The sequence below is a fragment of the Streptomyces roseus genome (assembly GCF_001044425.1).
GTDB classification, from domain to species: domain Bacteria; phylum Actinomycetota; class Actinomycetes; order Streptomycetales; family Streptomycetaceae; genus Streptomyces; species Streptomyces roseus.
In genome coordinates this window covers 36,116-52,194 of the sequence record NZ_LFML01000158.1, presented here as the reverse complement: position 1 = coordinate 52,194, position 16,079 = coordinate 36,116, and the positions used below count along the sequence as shown (strand labels likewise).

The 16,079-nt window shown below is 75.6% G+C and carries 7 protein-coding genes; all 7 read left to right on the top strand.

The window, feature by feature from the left end:
- Positions 1-18 precede the first annotated feature (18 nt).
- Positions 19-2,370 (top strand): lantibiotic dehydratase, encoded by a 2,352-nt coding sequence (locus ACS04_RS32475; protein ID WP_048480445.1) that lies wholly within the window; start codon positions 19-21, stop codon positions 2,368-2,370.
- On the top strand, positions 2,370-3,875 hold the full coding sequence (locus tag ACS04_RS32470) for an amino acid adenylation domain-containing protein (RefSeq protein WP_048480444.1): 1,506 nt from the start codon (positions 2,370-2,372) through the stop codon (positions 3,873-3,875). The genes ACS04_RS32475 and ACS04_RS32470 overlap by 1 nt, the downstream gene beginning before the upstream one ends.
- Entirely contained in the window at positions 3,872-5,056 is a 1,185-nt protein-coding gene (locus tag ACS04_RS32465; RefSeq protein WP_245236668.1) for a threonine ammonia-lyase, read from the top strand. The genes ACS04_RS32470 and ACS04_RS32465 overlap by 4 nt, the downstream gene beginning before the upstream one ends.
- 85 nt (positions 5,057-5,141) lie before the next feature.
- The gene (locus ACS04_RS32460; RefSeq protein WP_245236667.1) at positions 5,142-5,435 is read left to right on the top strand and encodes an acyl carrier protein; all 294 of its coding nucleotides are present in this window, start codon (positions 5,142-5,144) and stop codon (positions 5,433-5,435) included.
- Between the two features lie 10 nt (positions 5,436-5,445).
- Entirely contained in the window at positions 5,446-7,746 is a 2,301-nt protein-coding gene (locus ACS04_RS32455; protein WP_048480443.1) for a lantibiotic dehydratase, read from the top strand.
- A gap of 178 nt (positions 7,747-7,924) precedes the next feature.
- Positions 7,925-14,281, top strand: a complete 6,357-nt coding sequence (locus ACS04_RS32450) for a non-ribosomal peptide synthetase (RefSeq protein WP_245236666.1) — start codon at positions 7,925-7,927, stop codon at positions 14,279-14,281.
- Between the two features lie 52 nt (positions 14,282-14,333).
- Positions 14,334-16,079 (top strand): condensation domain-containing protein (locus tag ACS04_RS32445; protein ID WP_048480442.1); only part of this gene is annotated, 1,746 nt, incomplete at its 3' end.

Here is a 16,079-nt window from a genome sequence, read left to right as displayed (position 1 = left end):
GCTGGAAGGAGCTCCGCCATGTCGGACACCCCAGAGACCGTGCACCTGCCCACCGGCGGGTGGCGGTTGTGGGAGCACTTCGCACTCCGCGGTCCGGGTTTCCCGGCCGAGGGGGTCCTGCGCATGGCCCCGCCCGGCCTCGCCCTGGCCGCCGACAAGTTCGGCCCCGGCGACGCGCTCGCCGGCCCGGACTGGGAGGCGTTCACCGGGGCCTTCGACCACGGCGCCGTCGCCACCGCCGAACTGCTCCAGTCCATCGCCGCCTCGCCGCGCTTCCGGGCCGCCGTGGCCTGGCAGAACCCGGCCGTACTGCGCACCGGCATCGCCCCGTTCCTGAACTGGACGCCGACCGCCGCGAGCCGGACCAGCATGCCCCGCCAGCGCGAGGAGCTGGTGGCCCACTACTGGCAGCGGTTCTGCGTCAAGAACGACACCATCGGCTTCTTCGGCCCGGTCGGCTGGGGCCGCTGGGACCTCGCCACGCACGGGGTGGAGGTCGACCCCGGCAGCGGCGGGTTCCTCGCCGACTCGCGGGTGTACTTCGCCAGCTGGGCCATCGACGCCCTGGCCAAGTCGCTCGACGCCGACCCCGCGATGCGGGCCTGGATCCCGCCGCGCCGGGTGTCCTTCGTACGGGCCGAGGGCCTGTCCGTGCACCTGCCGGGCCGGCCGCCGCAGCCCATCGGCGAGAGGGCCCGCGCCGTGCTGGACCTGTGCGACGGGACCCGGCCGCCGGCCGCGATCGCCGCGGCACTGGGGATCCCGGTGGCCGAGGCCACCGAGGCCGTGCGGTGGCTGCTGTCCAAGCGGTGGGTGCACTGGCGCCTCGACGTGCCGACGGGCACCTACCCGGAGCGCGAGCTGCGCGCCGTGCTGGAGCGGATCGGCGATCCGGCCCTGCGCGAGCCGGCCCTGGAGAAGCTGGCCGTACTGGAGCGGGGACGGGACGCGGTACAGGCGGCCGGCCTCGACGCGGAGGCCCTGACCTCGGCGATCTCCGCGCTGGAAGCGGACTTCGCGGCGCTGACCGCAACCGACGCCCAGCGGTCCAAGGGCGAGCGGACGGCGCCCTGCCGGGGGCTCGTGTACTCCGACGCCCGGCGCGCGGCGACGGCCACCCTCGGCACCGCCCTGCTGGACGAGCTGACCCCGCTCGCGCAGTGCCTGACGGCGGCGCGCTGGATGACGAACCGGTTCGCCGAGCGGGTCCGGCCGCGCCTGCGCCAGGTGTACGAGCGGCTGAGCGCGGCCGGCCCGGTGGACCTCGGCGCGATGTGGCTGGGCTGCCTGCCCTCCCCCTACCCGGAGGCGACCCGCGACCTCGACGCCGTCCAGGCCGAACTGCGGGCGAAATGGGCGCGGATCCTGGCCGTGCCGGAGGGGGCGCGCCGGGTCCGCGTCTCCTCGGCGGACATTGCGGAGCGGGTGCGCGAGGAGTTCGAGGAGCCGGGCGCCGGCTGGTCGCTGGCCCGCTACTTCAGCCCGGACGTGCTGCTGCTCGCCGACAGCGCGGACGCGGTGGCCCGCGGGGACTTCGAGATGGTGCTGGGCGAGATGCACAGCGCGCTCAACACGATGGGCGCCTCGCTCTTCGTCCACCAGCACCCGGACCGCGAGGAGCTGATCGCGGAGACCACCCGCGACTTCCCCGGGCCCCGGCTGCTGCCGATGCTGCCCAAGGAGCTGCCGCTCAAGTGGTCGACGCGCAGCAGGCCTTCGCTGGACCGGCCGCAGGACTACTACGTCTCGCTGGTCGACGACACCGGTGACCCGCACCGCCCGCGCACCGTCCTGTGCGCCGACGTCCGCGTCGAGGAGCGGGACGGCCTGCTGATGGCGGTGCTGCCCGACGGGGCCGCGTTCGACCTGCTGGACGTGTACGCGAACACCCTGACGCAGCGGGTCATGGACCGGTTCACGCTGCGCCCCGAGGGAGACCACACCCCGCGCATCAGCATCGACAAGATGGTGGTGGCACGCGAGACCTGGGCCTTCCCCGCGTCCGAACTGGCCTTCGCCGACGAGAAGTCCGAGACCCGGCGGTTCGTGCGGGCCCGCCATTGGCGGAAGGAACACGATCTGCCCCGCTTCGTCTTCGTGGTCTCGCCGACCGAACCCCGGCCCTTCTACGTGGACTTCGACAGCCCGGTGTACCTGACCATCCTCGCGAAGGCGGCGCGCCGGCTCGCCCGCAAGGACCCCGGCGCCAAGCTGAAGGTCAGCGAGATGCTGCCGACCCCGGAGCAGGCCTGGCTGACCGACGACGAGGGCGCCTCGTTCACCTCGGAGCTGCGCTTCGTCGCCGTCGACCAGACCGTCACCGACGTCTCGCGGCCGGCGCCCGAGCCCGCCGCGGACGGGGGTGCGTGATGCGGACCTTCGTCGACGACATCGCCGCGCACGCGGCCCTGGACCCCGGCCGGATCGCGGTGGCCACACCGGCCGGCGAGCTGACGTACGGGGAGCTCGTCGCCCGTATCGAGGCGCTGGCCGCGGCGCTGCGGGCGCGGGGCGCGCGGCCCGAGACGGTGTGCGCGGTGGCCGTGGAACGCGGGGTGGACTCCGTGGTGGCGCCGGCCGCGGTGGTCCGCTCCGGGGCGGCCTTCCTGAGCCTGGACCCGCAGCAGCCGCCGGCCCGGCTGGCGGCTCTGGTCCGCAGCGGCGGCGCCGACATGCTGCTGACCACCTCGGCCCTTGCCGGCGGGCTCGACCTGCCGATCCCGGGGACCCCCGTACTGCTCGACCGGCCGGGGAGCCCGGACGGACAGGAGCCGTGGGGCGGCGGGCCGCCCGACGGGCGGGCCCTGGCCTACGTCAGCCACACCTCGGGGAGCACCGGGGAGCCCAGCGCCGTCCTGGTCGAACACGCCGGCCTGGACTCGTACCTGCGCTTCGTCGCCCGCGAGTACGGCCTCGGCCCGGACACGGTGGCCCTCCAGGTGGCCCCGCTGGGCTACGACGCCTCGCTGCGGGACACCTTCGCCCCGCTGCTGGCGGGCGGGCGGCTGGTCGTGGTGCCGCGTTCGGCTCTGCTGCGGCCCGAGGAGTTCGGGGCGGCGGTACGGGAGCACGCGGTGAGCGCCCTGCTCAGCGTGACGCCCTCCTTCCTGGCCTTCCTGGCCGGGCAGCCGGACGGGGAGCGGCTGCTCGACGGCGTACGGGTGGTGGTGTCGAGCGGTGAGTCGCTGCGGCCGTTCCTGACCGCCGGCGGCCGGTCCCTGGTGCCGGGCGCGCTGGTCAACCAGTACGGGCCGACCGAGTGCACGATGACGTCGACCCGCTACGCCGTACCGGCCGAGCCGGACGTCCTGACCGACGTCGTCGGAACGCCGATCGACGGGGTCGTCGTCCGGCTGCTGGATTCCGGACTGTCGCCGGTGCCCGACGGGTCCGTCGGGGAGGTCTGCATCGGCGGGGTGGGGGTGGCCCGGGGGTACCGCGGGCGGCCCGCCCGTACGGCCGAGTGCTTCGTACCGGACCCGCTCGGGCCGCCCGGCGCCCGGATGTACCGGACCGGCGATCTCGCGGCCATGGGGCCGCACGGGCTGGAGTACCTGGGGCGCCGGGACCGCCAGGTCAAGATCCGCGGCTACCGGGTGGACCCGGCCGAGGTGGAGGGCGCGCTGCTGGCCCATCCGGGGGTGACGGGGGCGGTCGTCACCTCCGACACCGACGCGCAGGGGCGGGTGTTCCTCGTCGCGCACCTGACCGGGGAGCTGGCGGAGGTGAAGGACGCGGCACTCCGCGCCCATCTGGGCAGGTCGCTGCCCCCGCACCTGATGCCGCGCCGGTTCGCGCGGCTGGCGGAACTGCCCACCACCCGCGGCGGCAAGGCCGACCGCCGCGCCCTGTCGCAGACCGGAGGCCGGCCATGACCACCGCACCGAGCGCGCCGCGCCCGCCCGTGAGGGGCGCGGCCTCCATGACCTCCGTGGCGTCCAGGACCTCCGGGCCCTCCGCGCCCTCCATGTCCTCCGTCTCGCTGCCCGGGCCGCGCGCGCCCCTGGCGCCCGGGGCCCTGGCGGCACGGGCCGCTCCGGCCGGCGCGGCCGGTCCGGCCGCCGCATCCGCCCTCGCCGCCCGGGGCACCGCGCTCGGCCGGGCCGATGTGGAGGCCGCCGCCGCGCGGATCGCCGGCCGGGTGCGGCGGACCCCGCTGCTGCCGGGGCTGCCCGCGCCCGGACTCCACCGGACCGGGCGGGGCTTGCTGCTGAAGGCCGAACACCTCCAGTACAGCGGGTCGTTCAAGCTGCGCGGGGCCGCCAACGCCGTGCTGGCGCTCGGCGCCCGCCGGATGGTGACCGGCTCCTCCGGGAACCACGGCATCGCGCTGGCCCGGCTGGCCCGCGCGCTGGGGGCCGAGGTGACCGTGGTGCTGGCCGGCGGGGCGCATCCCGCCAAGATCGCCGTCATCAAGGCCCTCGGCGGGCGCACCGTCCGCGTGCCGGGCGGGGTCGCCGAACGCGACGCCCGGGCGCGGGAGCTGGCCGAGGAGACGGGCGCCGTCCTCATCCCCTCCTCCGACCACGAGCTGGTGGTCGCCGGGCAGGGCACGGTCGGCCTGGAGATCCTCGCCGAGGCGCCCGACACCGAGACCGTGTACGTGCCGACCGGCGGGGGCGGGCTGCTCGCCGGAGTGTGCCTCGCCGCGTACGGGCATCCGGTACGGGTGGTGGGCGTCGAGCCCGCCGGCACCCCCCGCTACGCCAGGTCGCTGGCCGCGGGGCATCCCGTACGGCTGGCGCCCGGCGACTCCGTCGCCGACGGGCTGCGCGGGCAGCAGCCGGGGGCGGTCCCGTACCCCGTCATCCGGGACCGGGTCGACGACCTGATCGCCGTCTCCGACGCGGAGATCCTCGCCGCGGCCGCGCTGCTGCGCCGGCGCGGGGTCGAGGCGGAGCCCTCCGGCGCGGTCGCGCTGGCCGGGGCGATCCGCGCGGGCCGCGGCAGCGGCGCCGGCACCTGCGTCGCCGTCGTCTCGGGAGGCAACACCAAGGCGGCGCTGATGGCGGCCGCCGCGGCCGCGCCCCCTTCCCGTACCCACTGCACGACCTGAACCCATGGACCCGCACCACCCGCACCACCCGCACCACCCGCACGGCACCCACACCACGCGCAGATCCGCTCCTGAAGGAGACCTCATGACCATGACCGCGAACGAGACCGCCAACCCGACCGCGCAGCTGACCTCGCAGTTGACCGCCACCGCCCTGACCGAGCTGGTCGTCTCCGTCTACCGCGAGACGCTGGGGGTCGCCGACCTCGACGAGCAGAGCGACTTCTACGAGTGGGGCGGCGATTCGCTGACCGCCTTCCGGATCACCGCACGGCTCGAAGAGGCCCTCGGGGCGGAGGTCCCGGTGGCCCTGGTCTTCGCCTACCCCTCGCCGGCGGACCTCGCCGACGTCGTCCACGCCGACTACGTCCAGGCATGAGGGGCCGGTCATGACGGACACCTACGTACCCGGCGGCCGCTGGCGGCTGTGGGACCAGTTCGCCCTGCGCGGCGCGGGCTTTCCGGCCGGGGGCGTGCTGCGGCTGGCCCCCGGCGGGCTGGCCCAGGCCGCCGACAAGTTCGATCCCGAGGAGGGCGCGGCCGGCCTGGCCGGCGAGCGGTGGGGGGAGTTCGCCGCCCTGTTCGCCGACGCCCAGGTGGAGACGGCGCACGCGCTCCAGGACATCGCCCGGATGCCCGCCTTCCGGGAGGCGGTGGCCTGGCAGAACCGGCCGGTGCTCACCTCCGGGATCACGCCTTTCCTGAACTGGACCCCGACCGCGGCGGGCCGCACCAGCATGCCGCGCCAGCGCGAGGAGCTGGTGGCCCACTACTGGCAGCGGTTCTGCGTCAAGAACGACACCATCGGCTTCTTCGGGCCGGTCGGCTGGGGCCGCTGGGACCTGGCCGCCGGCGCCGAGGAGGGGATCCGCGTCGATCCCGGCACCGGGCTGATCGCCGGATCGCAGGTGTACTTCGCCAGCTGGGCCATCGACGCCCTCGCCGCCCGGATCGACACCGACCCGGCGCTGCGGGAGTGGGTGGCGCCCCGGCGCGTGCCGTTCGTCCGCCAGGCCGGCATGGACGTGACGGTGCCGGGCCGGCCGCGCCAGGCGCTGGACGAGGGGGCGCGCGCGGTGCTCGCGCTCTGCGACGGCGTACGCCCGGCACGGGAGATCCGGGCCGCGCTGCCGGAGGTGGACGTGTCGGCCGTGCTGGCCGACCTGGTCGCCCGCCGGTGGGTGGTGTGGAAGCTGGAGGTGCCCGCCGACGCCCGCCCCGAGCGGCATCTGCGGGCCTGGCTGGACCGGGTCGGGGACGCGGAGCTGCGCGAGTCCGGCCTGGCGGCCCTGGACGCCCTGGAACGGGGCCGGGACCGGGTGGGCGAGGCGGACGGGCCCGAGGCGCTGGTGGCCGCGCTGACGGACCTGGAGGCGGAGTTCGTCGCGCTGACCGAGACCGCCGCCGTGCGCGAGAAGGCGGCCGGTACGGCGCCCTGCCGGGCGCTGGTGTACTCCGACTGCCGGCGGGCGGCCACGGCCACGCTCGGGCGGACCGTGCACGAGGCCCTCGCCCCGCTGGACCCCCTGCTGACCAGCGCCGGGTGGCTCACCGCGCGGCTCGCCGAGGCCGTGATGGCCCGGGCGCGCGAGGTGTACCGCCGGCTGGCCGGGCAGGGGCCGGTCGACCTGGCCGCGTTCTGGTTCGCCTGCATGCCGATCCTGCACGGCGCCGCCCGCACGGAATCCGCCGGGCTCCAGCAGGAGTTCCGCAGGCGCTGGGACGCCATCCTGTCGCCGCCGCCCGGCACCCGCCGGGTCAGGCTGCCGCTGGAGGCCGTCGCGGGCCCCGTCGCCGAGCAGTTCGGCGGCCCCGGCGGGGGCTGGACCGCCGCCCGCTACCTCAGCCCCGACATCATGATCGCCGCATCCGGCGAACAGGCCGTGGAAAGGGGCGACTTCGAACTGGTCCTCGGCGAACTGCACGTCGCCGCCAACACCTTGGGCGCCTCGCTGTTCGTCAACCAGCACCCGGACCCCGGCGAGCTGCTCGGGCTGACCGGCCGGGACCATCCGGGCCCCCGGCTGCTGCCGCTGCTGCCCAAGGAGCACCGCTCCCGGCTCTCCGCGCGGATCCGGCTCTCCCTGGTCCGCCCCGAGGACTACTACGTCGCCCTCGTCGACTTCACCGCCGACCCGGGCCGGCCCCGTACGGTACTCAGCGCCGACGTGGCGGTGACCGAGCGGGCGGACGGCGAGCTGGCGGTGGTGCTGCCCGACGGGGCCGAATTCCCGGCGGTGGACGTGTTCTCGCACGTCCTGACCACCCTGGCGATGGACCTGTTCCAGATCCTGCCGGACGGGGCGGAGCACTCCCCCCGGGTCACCGTGGACCGCCTCGTCGTGGCGCGCGAGACCTGGCGGCTGCCGCCGTCGGACATGGACTTCGCCGACGAGAAGGACGAGGCGCGCCGCTTCGTACGGGCCCGGCAGTGGCGGGAGCGGCGCGAGCTGCCCCGGTTCGTGTTCGTCGTGCTGCCGACCGAGACCCGGCCGTTCTACGTGGACTTCGACAGTCCGGTGTACGTCAACATCCTCGCCAAGGCCGTCCGCAGGATGGCACGCAAGGAGCCGGGGGGCCGGGCGGTGTTCACCGAGATGCTGCCGAACCCCGAACAGGCCTGGCTGACCGACGACCGGGGCGAGGCCTACACCTCCGAGCTGCGCTTCGTGGCGGTGGACGAGGGCTAGAGGGCACCACCCGAGGAGCGACGCGTACCGGCGGCGCGCACGGCGGAGCGAGGGCCGCCGTGCGCGCCGCCGTTGCGCGTTCTACCCCCCGGGGCTGCGCGCGCGGCTGCGTCTTCTTCCCTACTGACGGATCTCCGCAGCCAGCAGTGTTGAGGAAAACACCGCTTGGAGGCCCACAGTGAAGGTTGTCGCAGCGCACGGCGGACCGGCGAGGCACGGCAGCGAAGCCGTCGACGTCGTACGTGACGGTGACGGAGTGTCGTTCGCGCAGCGGAGGCTGTGGTTCCTCGACCAGCTGAGCGGAGGCTCCGCCGAGTCCCTCCTCCCGCTGGCCCTGCGCATCCGCGGCGCCCTGGACGCCGAGGCCCTGGAGCGCTCGCTGGCCGGCATCGTGGACCGGCACGAGGTGCTGCGCACCCGGTTCACGGCCGTCGACGGCGAGCCCGTACCGGTGGTGGACCCGGCGGGCCGCACCCGCCTGGCGCGGACGCAGGCGGGCAGCACCGAGGAGCTCTTCGACCGGGAGCTGGCGCGGCCGCTGGACCTGGCCACGGAGCACCCGATGCGGGCCACCCTCGCCCGCATCGGCGCCGACGAGCACGTGCTGCTCCTGGTGGTGCACCACATCGCGGTGGACGGCTGGTCCTGGGACGTGCTGCTGCGCGAACTGGACGCCGGCTACCGGGGCGAGGCGGTGGACGCGCCGCCGCTGCAGTACACCGACGTCGCCCGGACCGAGGCCGAGCGGCTGAGCGGGCCGCGGATGGAGCGGCTGCTCGGGTACTGGCGGCAGCGGCTGGCCGGGGTCGCCCCGCTCGCGCTGCCCGCCGACCGGCCGCGGCCGGCCTTCTGGGACGGCTCCGGTGACGTGGTCCGCTTCGAGCTGCCGGCCGAGCTGGTGGCCGAGGTGGACCGGGTGGCCCGCGAACAGCGCGCGACCCGCTACATGCTGCTGCTCGCCGTGTACCAGACCCTGCTGGGCCACTACTCGGGCCGCCGCGACATCGCCGTCTGCACCACCCTGGCCGAGCGCGGGCGGGCCGAGGTGGCCGATGTGATCGGCCCGTTCGTCAACACGATCGTCCTGCGCACCGACCTGTCGGGCGATCCGACCTTCGCCGAACTGCTGGGCCGGGTCCGGGCGGGGGCCCTGCGGGACTTCTCGCACTCCGAGGCGCCCTTCGACCGGGTGGTCGGCGAGGTGGTCACCGAGCGCGACCTGTCCCGCCACCCGCTCGCGCAGGCCTCCTTCACCCTGCTCAACACCGTCCCCGCGGCGGCCCGCCTCGACGACCTGGACGTCGGTCTCGTACGGACGCCGCTGACGGGCACACCGCTCGACGTGTTCCTCGACCTGAGCCTGCGCGCCAACGGGGACATCGCGGCGCGGCTGCAGTTCTCCACCGCCCTGTTCGACCGGAGCACGATGGTCCGCTTCACCGAGGGGTACCTGGAGCTGCTGCGCGCGGTCACCGCCTCGCCGGGGACCCCGGTGGCCGAGCTCGCCGGACGGCTGGCGCCGCTGCCCGGCAAGGAGCGGGCCCGCCTGCTCGCGACGGCGGGCTCCGGGCGCCCCGCGCCGGCGGCCGCGCCGTTCGCCGTAGCGGGCGAGCCGAACGCGGTGGCGCTGGTCTGCGGGGAGAGGATCCTGCGCTACCGCGAGCTGGACGCCCTCGGCGGCGGCCTGGCCACCGCCCTGCGGGCGGCCGGCGCCGGCCCGGGGACCCCGATCGGCGTGTGCATGAAGCGCGGGGTCGGATCCGTGGCCGCGATGACCGCGATCTGGCGGGCCGGCGGGGTCTACGTACCGCTGGATCCGGCGCTCCCCGAGGAGCGGCTGCGGTTCATGGCCGAGGAGGCCGCTCTGGCGTACGTCCTCACCGACGCCGCCACCGCCGAACTGGCCGGGGCGCTCGGCCCGCGGGTGCTGCGGGTGGAGGACGCCGGGCCCGACGCGGGCGCCCCGCACCACGTCCCCGACCCGCGGGACCTCGCCTACGTCATCTTCACCTCGGGCTCCACCGGCCGCCCGAAGGCCGTCGGGATCGAGCACGGCGCGATCGACGCCCATGTCGCCGCCGCGCGGGCGGAGTTCGGCATCACGGCCGGGGACCGGGTGCTCGCGTTCTCGTCCTTCTCCTTCGACGCCTCACTGGATCAGCTGCTCACCGCGCTCGGCTGCGGGGCCACGCTGGTGGTCCGGCCGGACGAGCAGTGGCTGCCCGCGCAGATCCCCCTGGTGGTCGAGCGCTACGCGATCACCGTGCTGAACCTGCCCCCCACCTACTGGGCCGAGCTGGCCTTCTCGCTCACCGACCGCACCGCCGCCTCCCTGGCCCCGCTGCGCCTGCTGATCCTCGGCGGGGAGTCCGTCCCGGCCGCCGCGCTGGCCGCCTGGCAGGCACGGGCCCCGCACGTACGGGTCCTCAACGCGTACGGGCCGACCGAGACCACCGTCACCGCCACCACCCACGAGATCGGCGCGGCCGGGGACGCCGACCCCGGCCGGGTGCCGATCGGGCGGCCGCTGGGCTCGCGCCGGGTGTACGTGGTGGACGCGCACGACGAGCTCGTTACGGCCGGGGAGCCGGGCGAGCTGCTGATCGGCGGCCCGGAGCTGGCCCGCGGCTACCTCGGCCGGCCGGCCCTCACCGCCGCCGCCTTCGTACCCGACCCGTTCGGCGGGGACGGCGGACGCCTCTACCGCACCGGCGACCTGGTGCGCCGACTGCCCTCCGGGGAGCTGGAGTTCCTCGGCCGCACCGACGACCAGGTGAAGATCCGCGGCTTCCGCATCGAACTCGGCGAGGTCGAGGCGGCGCTGGGTGAATGCCCCGGAGTGGTGGCCGCCGCGGTGGCCGTCGGCTCGGACGCCCAGGGCGGCAAGAGCCTGACCGGCTACGTGGTGGCCGGCCCCGAGGGCCCGGTGGAGCCCGCCGCCCTGCGCGCCTTCTGCGCGGGCCGCCTGCCGCACTACGCCGTGCCCGGGGAGTTCGTGGCACTCGACGCGCTGCCCGTGAACGCCTCGGGCAAGCTGGACCGGGCCGCGCTGCCCGCCGCCCGGCCGGAGGGGGAGCGGGCCGAGCGGGACCGGGCGGTGGCGGGCGGCGCCGAGTTCACCGCGCCGCGCGACGCCACCGAGCAGGTGGTGGCCGACATCTGGGCGGAGGTCCTCGGCGTCGACCGGGTCGGCATCGACGACGGGTTCTTCGACCTGGGCGGCCACTCGCTGCTCGCCACCATGGCCGTCTCCCGGATCGCCGAGCGCCTCGGCCGCGAGGTCGAGCTGCGCACCCTGTTCGAGAACCCCACCATCCGCGCGTTCGGCCCGGTGGTGGCCGCGGCCCGGCAGGCCGGCGCCGCCACCGTCGTCCCGGTGGACCGCTCGGGACCGCTGCCGCTGTCCTTCGGGCAGGAGCGGATGTGGTTCCTGGACCGGATGTCCGACGTCGGCGACGAGTACGTGCTCTGGTTCTCGTGGCGGATCCGCGGCGGGCTCGACCGCGACGCCTGGCAGGGCGCCCTCGACGAGGTGGTGTCCCGGCACGAGGCGCTGCGCACCGCCCTGGTCGAGGTGGACGGCAAGCCCGTGCAGCGGGTGGTCGACGGGGTCCGCGTACCGCTGGTGTGGCAGTCGGCCCCGCCCGGGGACGAGGAGGCCGTACGGCTGGAGCGGCTGCGCGCGGTGGCCGTCCCGTACGCCACCCGCCGCTTCGACCTGGCCGGTCCGCCGCTGCTGCGGGCCGGGGTGTGGGAGCTGGACCCCGAGGACCACGTGGCGGTCATCGCCTTCCACCACGCGGCGACCGACGGCTGGTCCAAGGACGTGATCATCGGCGAGCTGGCCGAGTCCTACGCCGCCCGTACGGCCGGGCGCCCCGCCGAACTGCCTCCCGTGCCCCTCCAGTACGGGGACTTCGCGGTCTGGCAGCGCGACCGGATGGCCGGCGAGGTGCTGGAGCGGCAGCTGGCGTACTGGGAGGAGGCCCTGGCCGGTGTGCCCGTACTGGAACTGCCGACGGACCGGCCCCGTCCGGCGGGCTGGTCGGGGCGGGGCGGGGCGGTGGAGATCGACCTGCCGAAGGAGCTGGAGGCCGCCCTCGGCGAGCTGGCCCGCCGGCACGGGGTGACCCGGTTCACGGTGCTGCTGGCCGTGGTGCAGATCGTGCTGGGCCGCTGGTCCGGGCAGCGGGACGTGGCGGTGGGCACCCCGGTCGCGGGCCGCGGACAGCTGGAGCTGGAGCGGCTGGTGGGGCTGCTGGTGAACACGGTGGTGCTGCGCGCCGACCTGTCGGGCGAGCCCACGTTCACGCAGTTCCTGGACCGGGTGCGGGAGTCGGTGCTCGGGGCCTTCGACCACCAGGAGGTGCCCTTCGAGCGGCTGGTGGAGCAGCTGCGGCCGGAGCGGGACCCCTCGCGCAACCCGCTGTTCCAGGTGATGTTCGACGTCCAGGAGAGCGCGGCGGGCGGCCCGCGGATCGAGGGCCTCGACGTGGAGCACTTCGTCCTGCCGTGGGGTTCGGCCAAGTTCGACCTGACCGCCACCTTCCTGCTCTATCCCGACCGCTTCGCACTGAACGTGGAGTACGCGAGCGACCTCTTCGACGCCGCCACGGTCACCCGGTTCGCCGGGCACGTGGGCCGGGTGCTGGAGGCGGTGGTGGCCGATCCGGAGCGGGCGGTCGGACGGCTGGAGCTGCTGTCCGCCTCCGAGTACGAGGAGCTGGCCGAGGCGGCGGGCACCGCGGTCGCCGCCCCGGCGCAGCCGTTCACCGTGGCGGGGGCCCCGGACTCGGTGGCCCTGCTCTGCGGGGACGAGAGCCTGACGTACGCGGAGCTCGACGGCGTGACCGGCGGCCTGGCCAGGGCTCTGGCGGCCACCGGGGTGCGGCCCGGGACACCGGTCGGCGTGTGCCTGCGCCGCGGCATCCGCTCGGTCGCCGCCATGGCCGCGATCTGGCGGGCCGGCGGGGTCTACGTACCGCTGGACCCGCGGCTGCCCGAGGAGCGGCTGCGGTTCATGTGCGCCGAGGCGGGCGTGCACAGCGTCTTCAGCGACGGCTCGACGCAGGCGCTGGCCGCCGCACTCGGACCGCGGACCGTCCCCGTCGACTCCGTCGTACCCGATCCGGACGCGCCGCACCACGCGCCCGCTCCCGGGGACCTCGCCTACGTCATCTTCACCTCGGGCTCCACCGGCCGGCCCAAGGCCGTCGGCGTGGAACACCACGCGCTGGGCGCCCACACCGCCGCGGCCCGCGAGCTGTTCGGCATCACGGCCGAGGACCGGGTCCTCGCCTTCGCCTCCTTCTCCTTCGACGCCTCGCTGGAGCAGGTGCTGCCCGCCCTCGGCGCGGGAGCCTCGGTGGTGGTCCGCCCCGACGAGGTGTGGTCGGTGGAGGAGCTCGCGGAGGCCGTACGCACCCGGGACATCACGGTCATGGAGGCCACCCCCGCCTACTGGGAGGAGATCGTCGCCCGCCTCGACACCGTCGCCGGGGACCTCAAGGGGCTGCGGCTGCTGGTCACCGGCGGGGAGGCGCTGCCCTCGGCGCCGCTGGCCCGGTGGTTCGCCCACCTGCCCGACGTGCCGGTCGTCAACACGTACGGCCCGACCGAATCGGTCATCTCGGCCACCGCCCACACCGTCACCGCGCCCGTCGAGGGCAGGGTGGCGATCGGCCGGCCGCTGGGCTCCCGCCGGGCGTACGTCGTCGACGCGCTCGACCAGCTCGTCCCCGTCGGGGTGCCGGGCGAGCTGCTGATCGGCGGCCCGGAGCTGGCCCGAGGCTACCTCGGGCAGCCCGCCCTCACCGCGCAGCGGTTCGTACCGGACGTGTACGGCGGCGCCGGCGGTCGGCTCTACCGCACCGGCGACCTGGTGCGCCGACTGCCCTCCGGGGAGCTGGAGTTCCTCGGCCGCACCGACGACCAGGTCAAGATCCGCGGCTTCCGCATCGAACCGGCCGAGATCGAGACCGTCCTCGAACAGCACCCGGACGTGCACGCCGCGACCGTCCAGGTCCGCGAACTGCGCGGGGAGCGCGCCCTGGTCGGCTACGCGGCCGTCCGGGACCGGGGGCCGGACGCCGGGGCGCTGACCGCCTGGTGCCGGACCCTGCTGCCCGGCTACATGGTGCCCGCCGCGTTCGTCCTGCTCGACGCCCTGCCCCGGACCGTGCAGGGCAAGGTGGACACCGCCGCCCTGCCCGACCCGGACCTGCCCGCGCCGGCCGCGTCCGTGGCGCCGCGCACCCCGACCGAGGTGGTGACGGCCCAGATCTGGGCCGAGGTCCTGGGCCTGCCCGAAGTCGGGATCCGGGAGGACTTCTTCTCCCTGGGCGGCCACTCGCTGCGCGCCGTGGCGGCCGCCTCCCGGCTGCGCACCGCCTTCGACTGCCCGATCCAGGTGCGCGACCTGTTCGACCACCCGACGGTCGAACTGCTCGCCATCGAAGTGGAACGACAGCTCGTCGACCAGATCTCCTCGATGAGCGACGACGAGATCGACCTGTCCCTGACCTCCGAGTTCTGACCGCCACCGCGTTCCGGACCTCCATCCCAGCCTTGATTGGACGGCACTTGCGATGACCACTGCACAGGTCGAACCCTCCACCACCGCCTCGTCGGACACCCCCGGCGGCCTCTCCCCCGCCGCCCGCCGGCTCCTGGAAATGCGCCTGCGCGGCAAGGCCGCCGCCGCGCCCGCCGGGATCCCCCGCCTGGACCCGCGCCCCGCGCAGGCCCCCCTGTCCGCGGCCCAGCAGCGCCTGTACTTCCTCGACCAGCTCGACCCCGGCGGCGTCGAATACCTGATGCCCGCCGCCTGGCGGTTCACCGGCCCCCTGGACACCGCCGCGCTCAGCGCCGCGATCGGGGACCTCACCGACCGCCACGAGCAGCTGCGGGTGGTCTTCTCCCACCAGGACGGGGTGCCCGCCCAGCGCGTGCTGCCCGCCGCCGAGGCGGCCGGCCTCGACGTGGTCGACCTGCCTCCGGCGGTCCGCGAAGGCGGACCCGAGGCGATCGCCGCCGCCGTACGGGAGGTGGCGCTGCGCCCCTTCGACCTCGCGGCCGCGCCCCCGTTCCGGGCCACGCTGCTGCGGATCGGCGCCGAGGACCACGTCCTGGTCCTGGCCATGCACCACATCGTCTCGGACGGCTGGTCGCTGGACATCCTGACCGAGGACCTCGGCGTCTGCTACCGCGCCAGACGCCAGGGCCGGGCCCCGCAGTCCGCCCGCCCGCCGGTCGAGTACACCGACTACGCGCACTGGCAGCGCGGGGCCGACGAGAGCGCCGACCTGGACTACTGGCGTACGGCGCTGTCCGGTCTGACCCCGCTCGAACTGCCCACCGACCACCCCCGGCCCGCCGTCCGCAGCTCCGCCGGGGCCGTGCACACGGTGGAGCTCCCCGAGAAGCTGACGGCGGCGCTGGCCGAGCTCGGCCGCCGGGCCGACACCACCTCGTACATGACCCTGATGGCGGCCTTCCAGGCGGCGCTCGCCTTCCACAGCGGCCAGGACGACATCGCGATCGGCACCGTCGTCGCCAACCGGGAGCGCCCGGAGATCGAGCAGCTGGTCGGGTTCTTCGTGAACACCCTCGTCATCCGCACCGACCTGGCGGGCGACCCGACCTCCGCGCAGCTCCTCGCCCGGACGCGGGAGAGCGTCCTGGGCGCCCTGTCCCACCAGAGCCTGCCCTTCGAGCGGATCGTCGACGAGCTGAGCCCCGAGCGGGACCTGTCGCGCAACCCCCTGTTCCAGGTGCTGTTCTCGCACTCCGCCGCCGCGCCGCAGGGCGGGTACGCCCTCGGCGGGGCGAGGGGCACGGCCTTCCCGATCGACCTGACCACCGCGAAGTTCGACCTGACGCTGGACGTCAGCGAGGACGCGGACCGCATCCGGCTCCGCTTCGTCTACCGCCCCGACCTGTTCGAGGCGGCCTCGGTGGCCCGGCTGGCCGAGCACACCGTCGCGGTGCTGCGGGCCTTCGCCGAGGCGCCGGACGTACCGCTCGCCATGGCCGACCTGCTCACCGCCGGGGAGCGCGCCGCGCTGCTCGGCCCCGACGGCCCGGCGAACCGCCCGCCGGCCGGCGCCATACCCGAGCCGGCCCCCCGGCTCGCGATGGAGCGCCTGGCCGAGCGGATCCGGCAGGCCCCCGCCGCCGTGGCCGTCTCCGGCGGCGGGCGCAGCCTGACGTACGGCGAACTCGACGCGGCCTCGCGGGCCCTGGCCCGGCGGCTGCGGGCGGCGGGCATCGGCCCGGAGTCCCTGGTCGGGGTCTGCCTGGGCCGCTCGGTCGACCTGGCCGTCGCGCTGCTC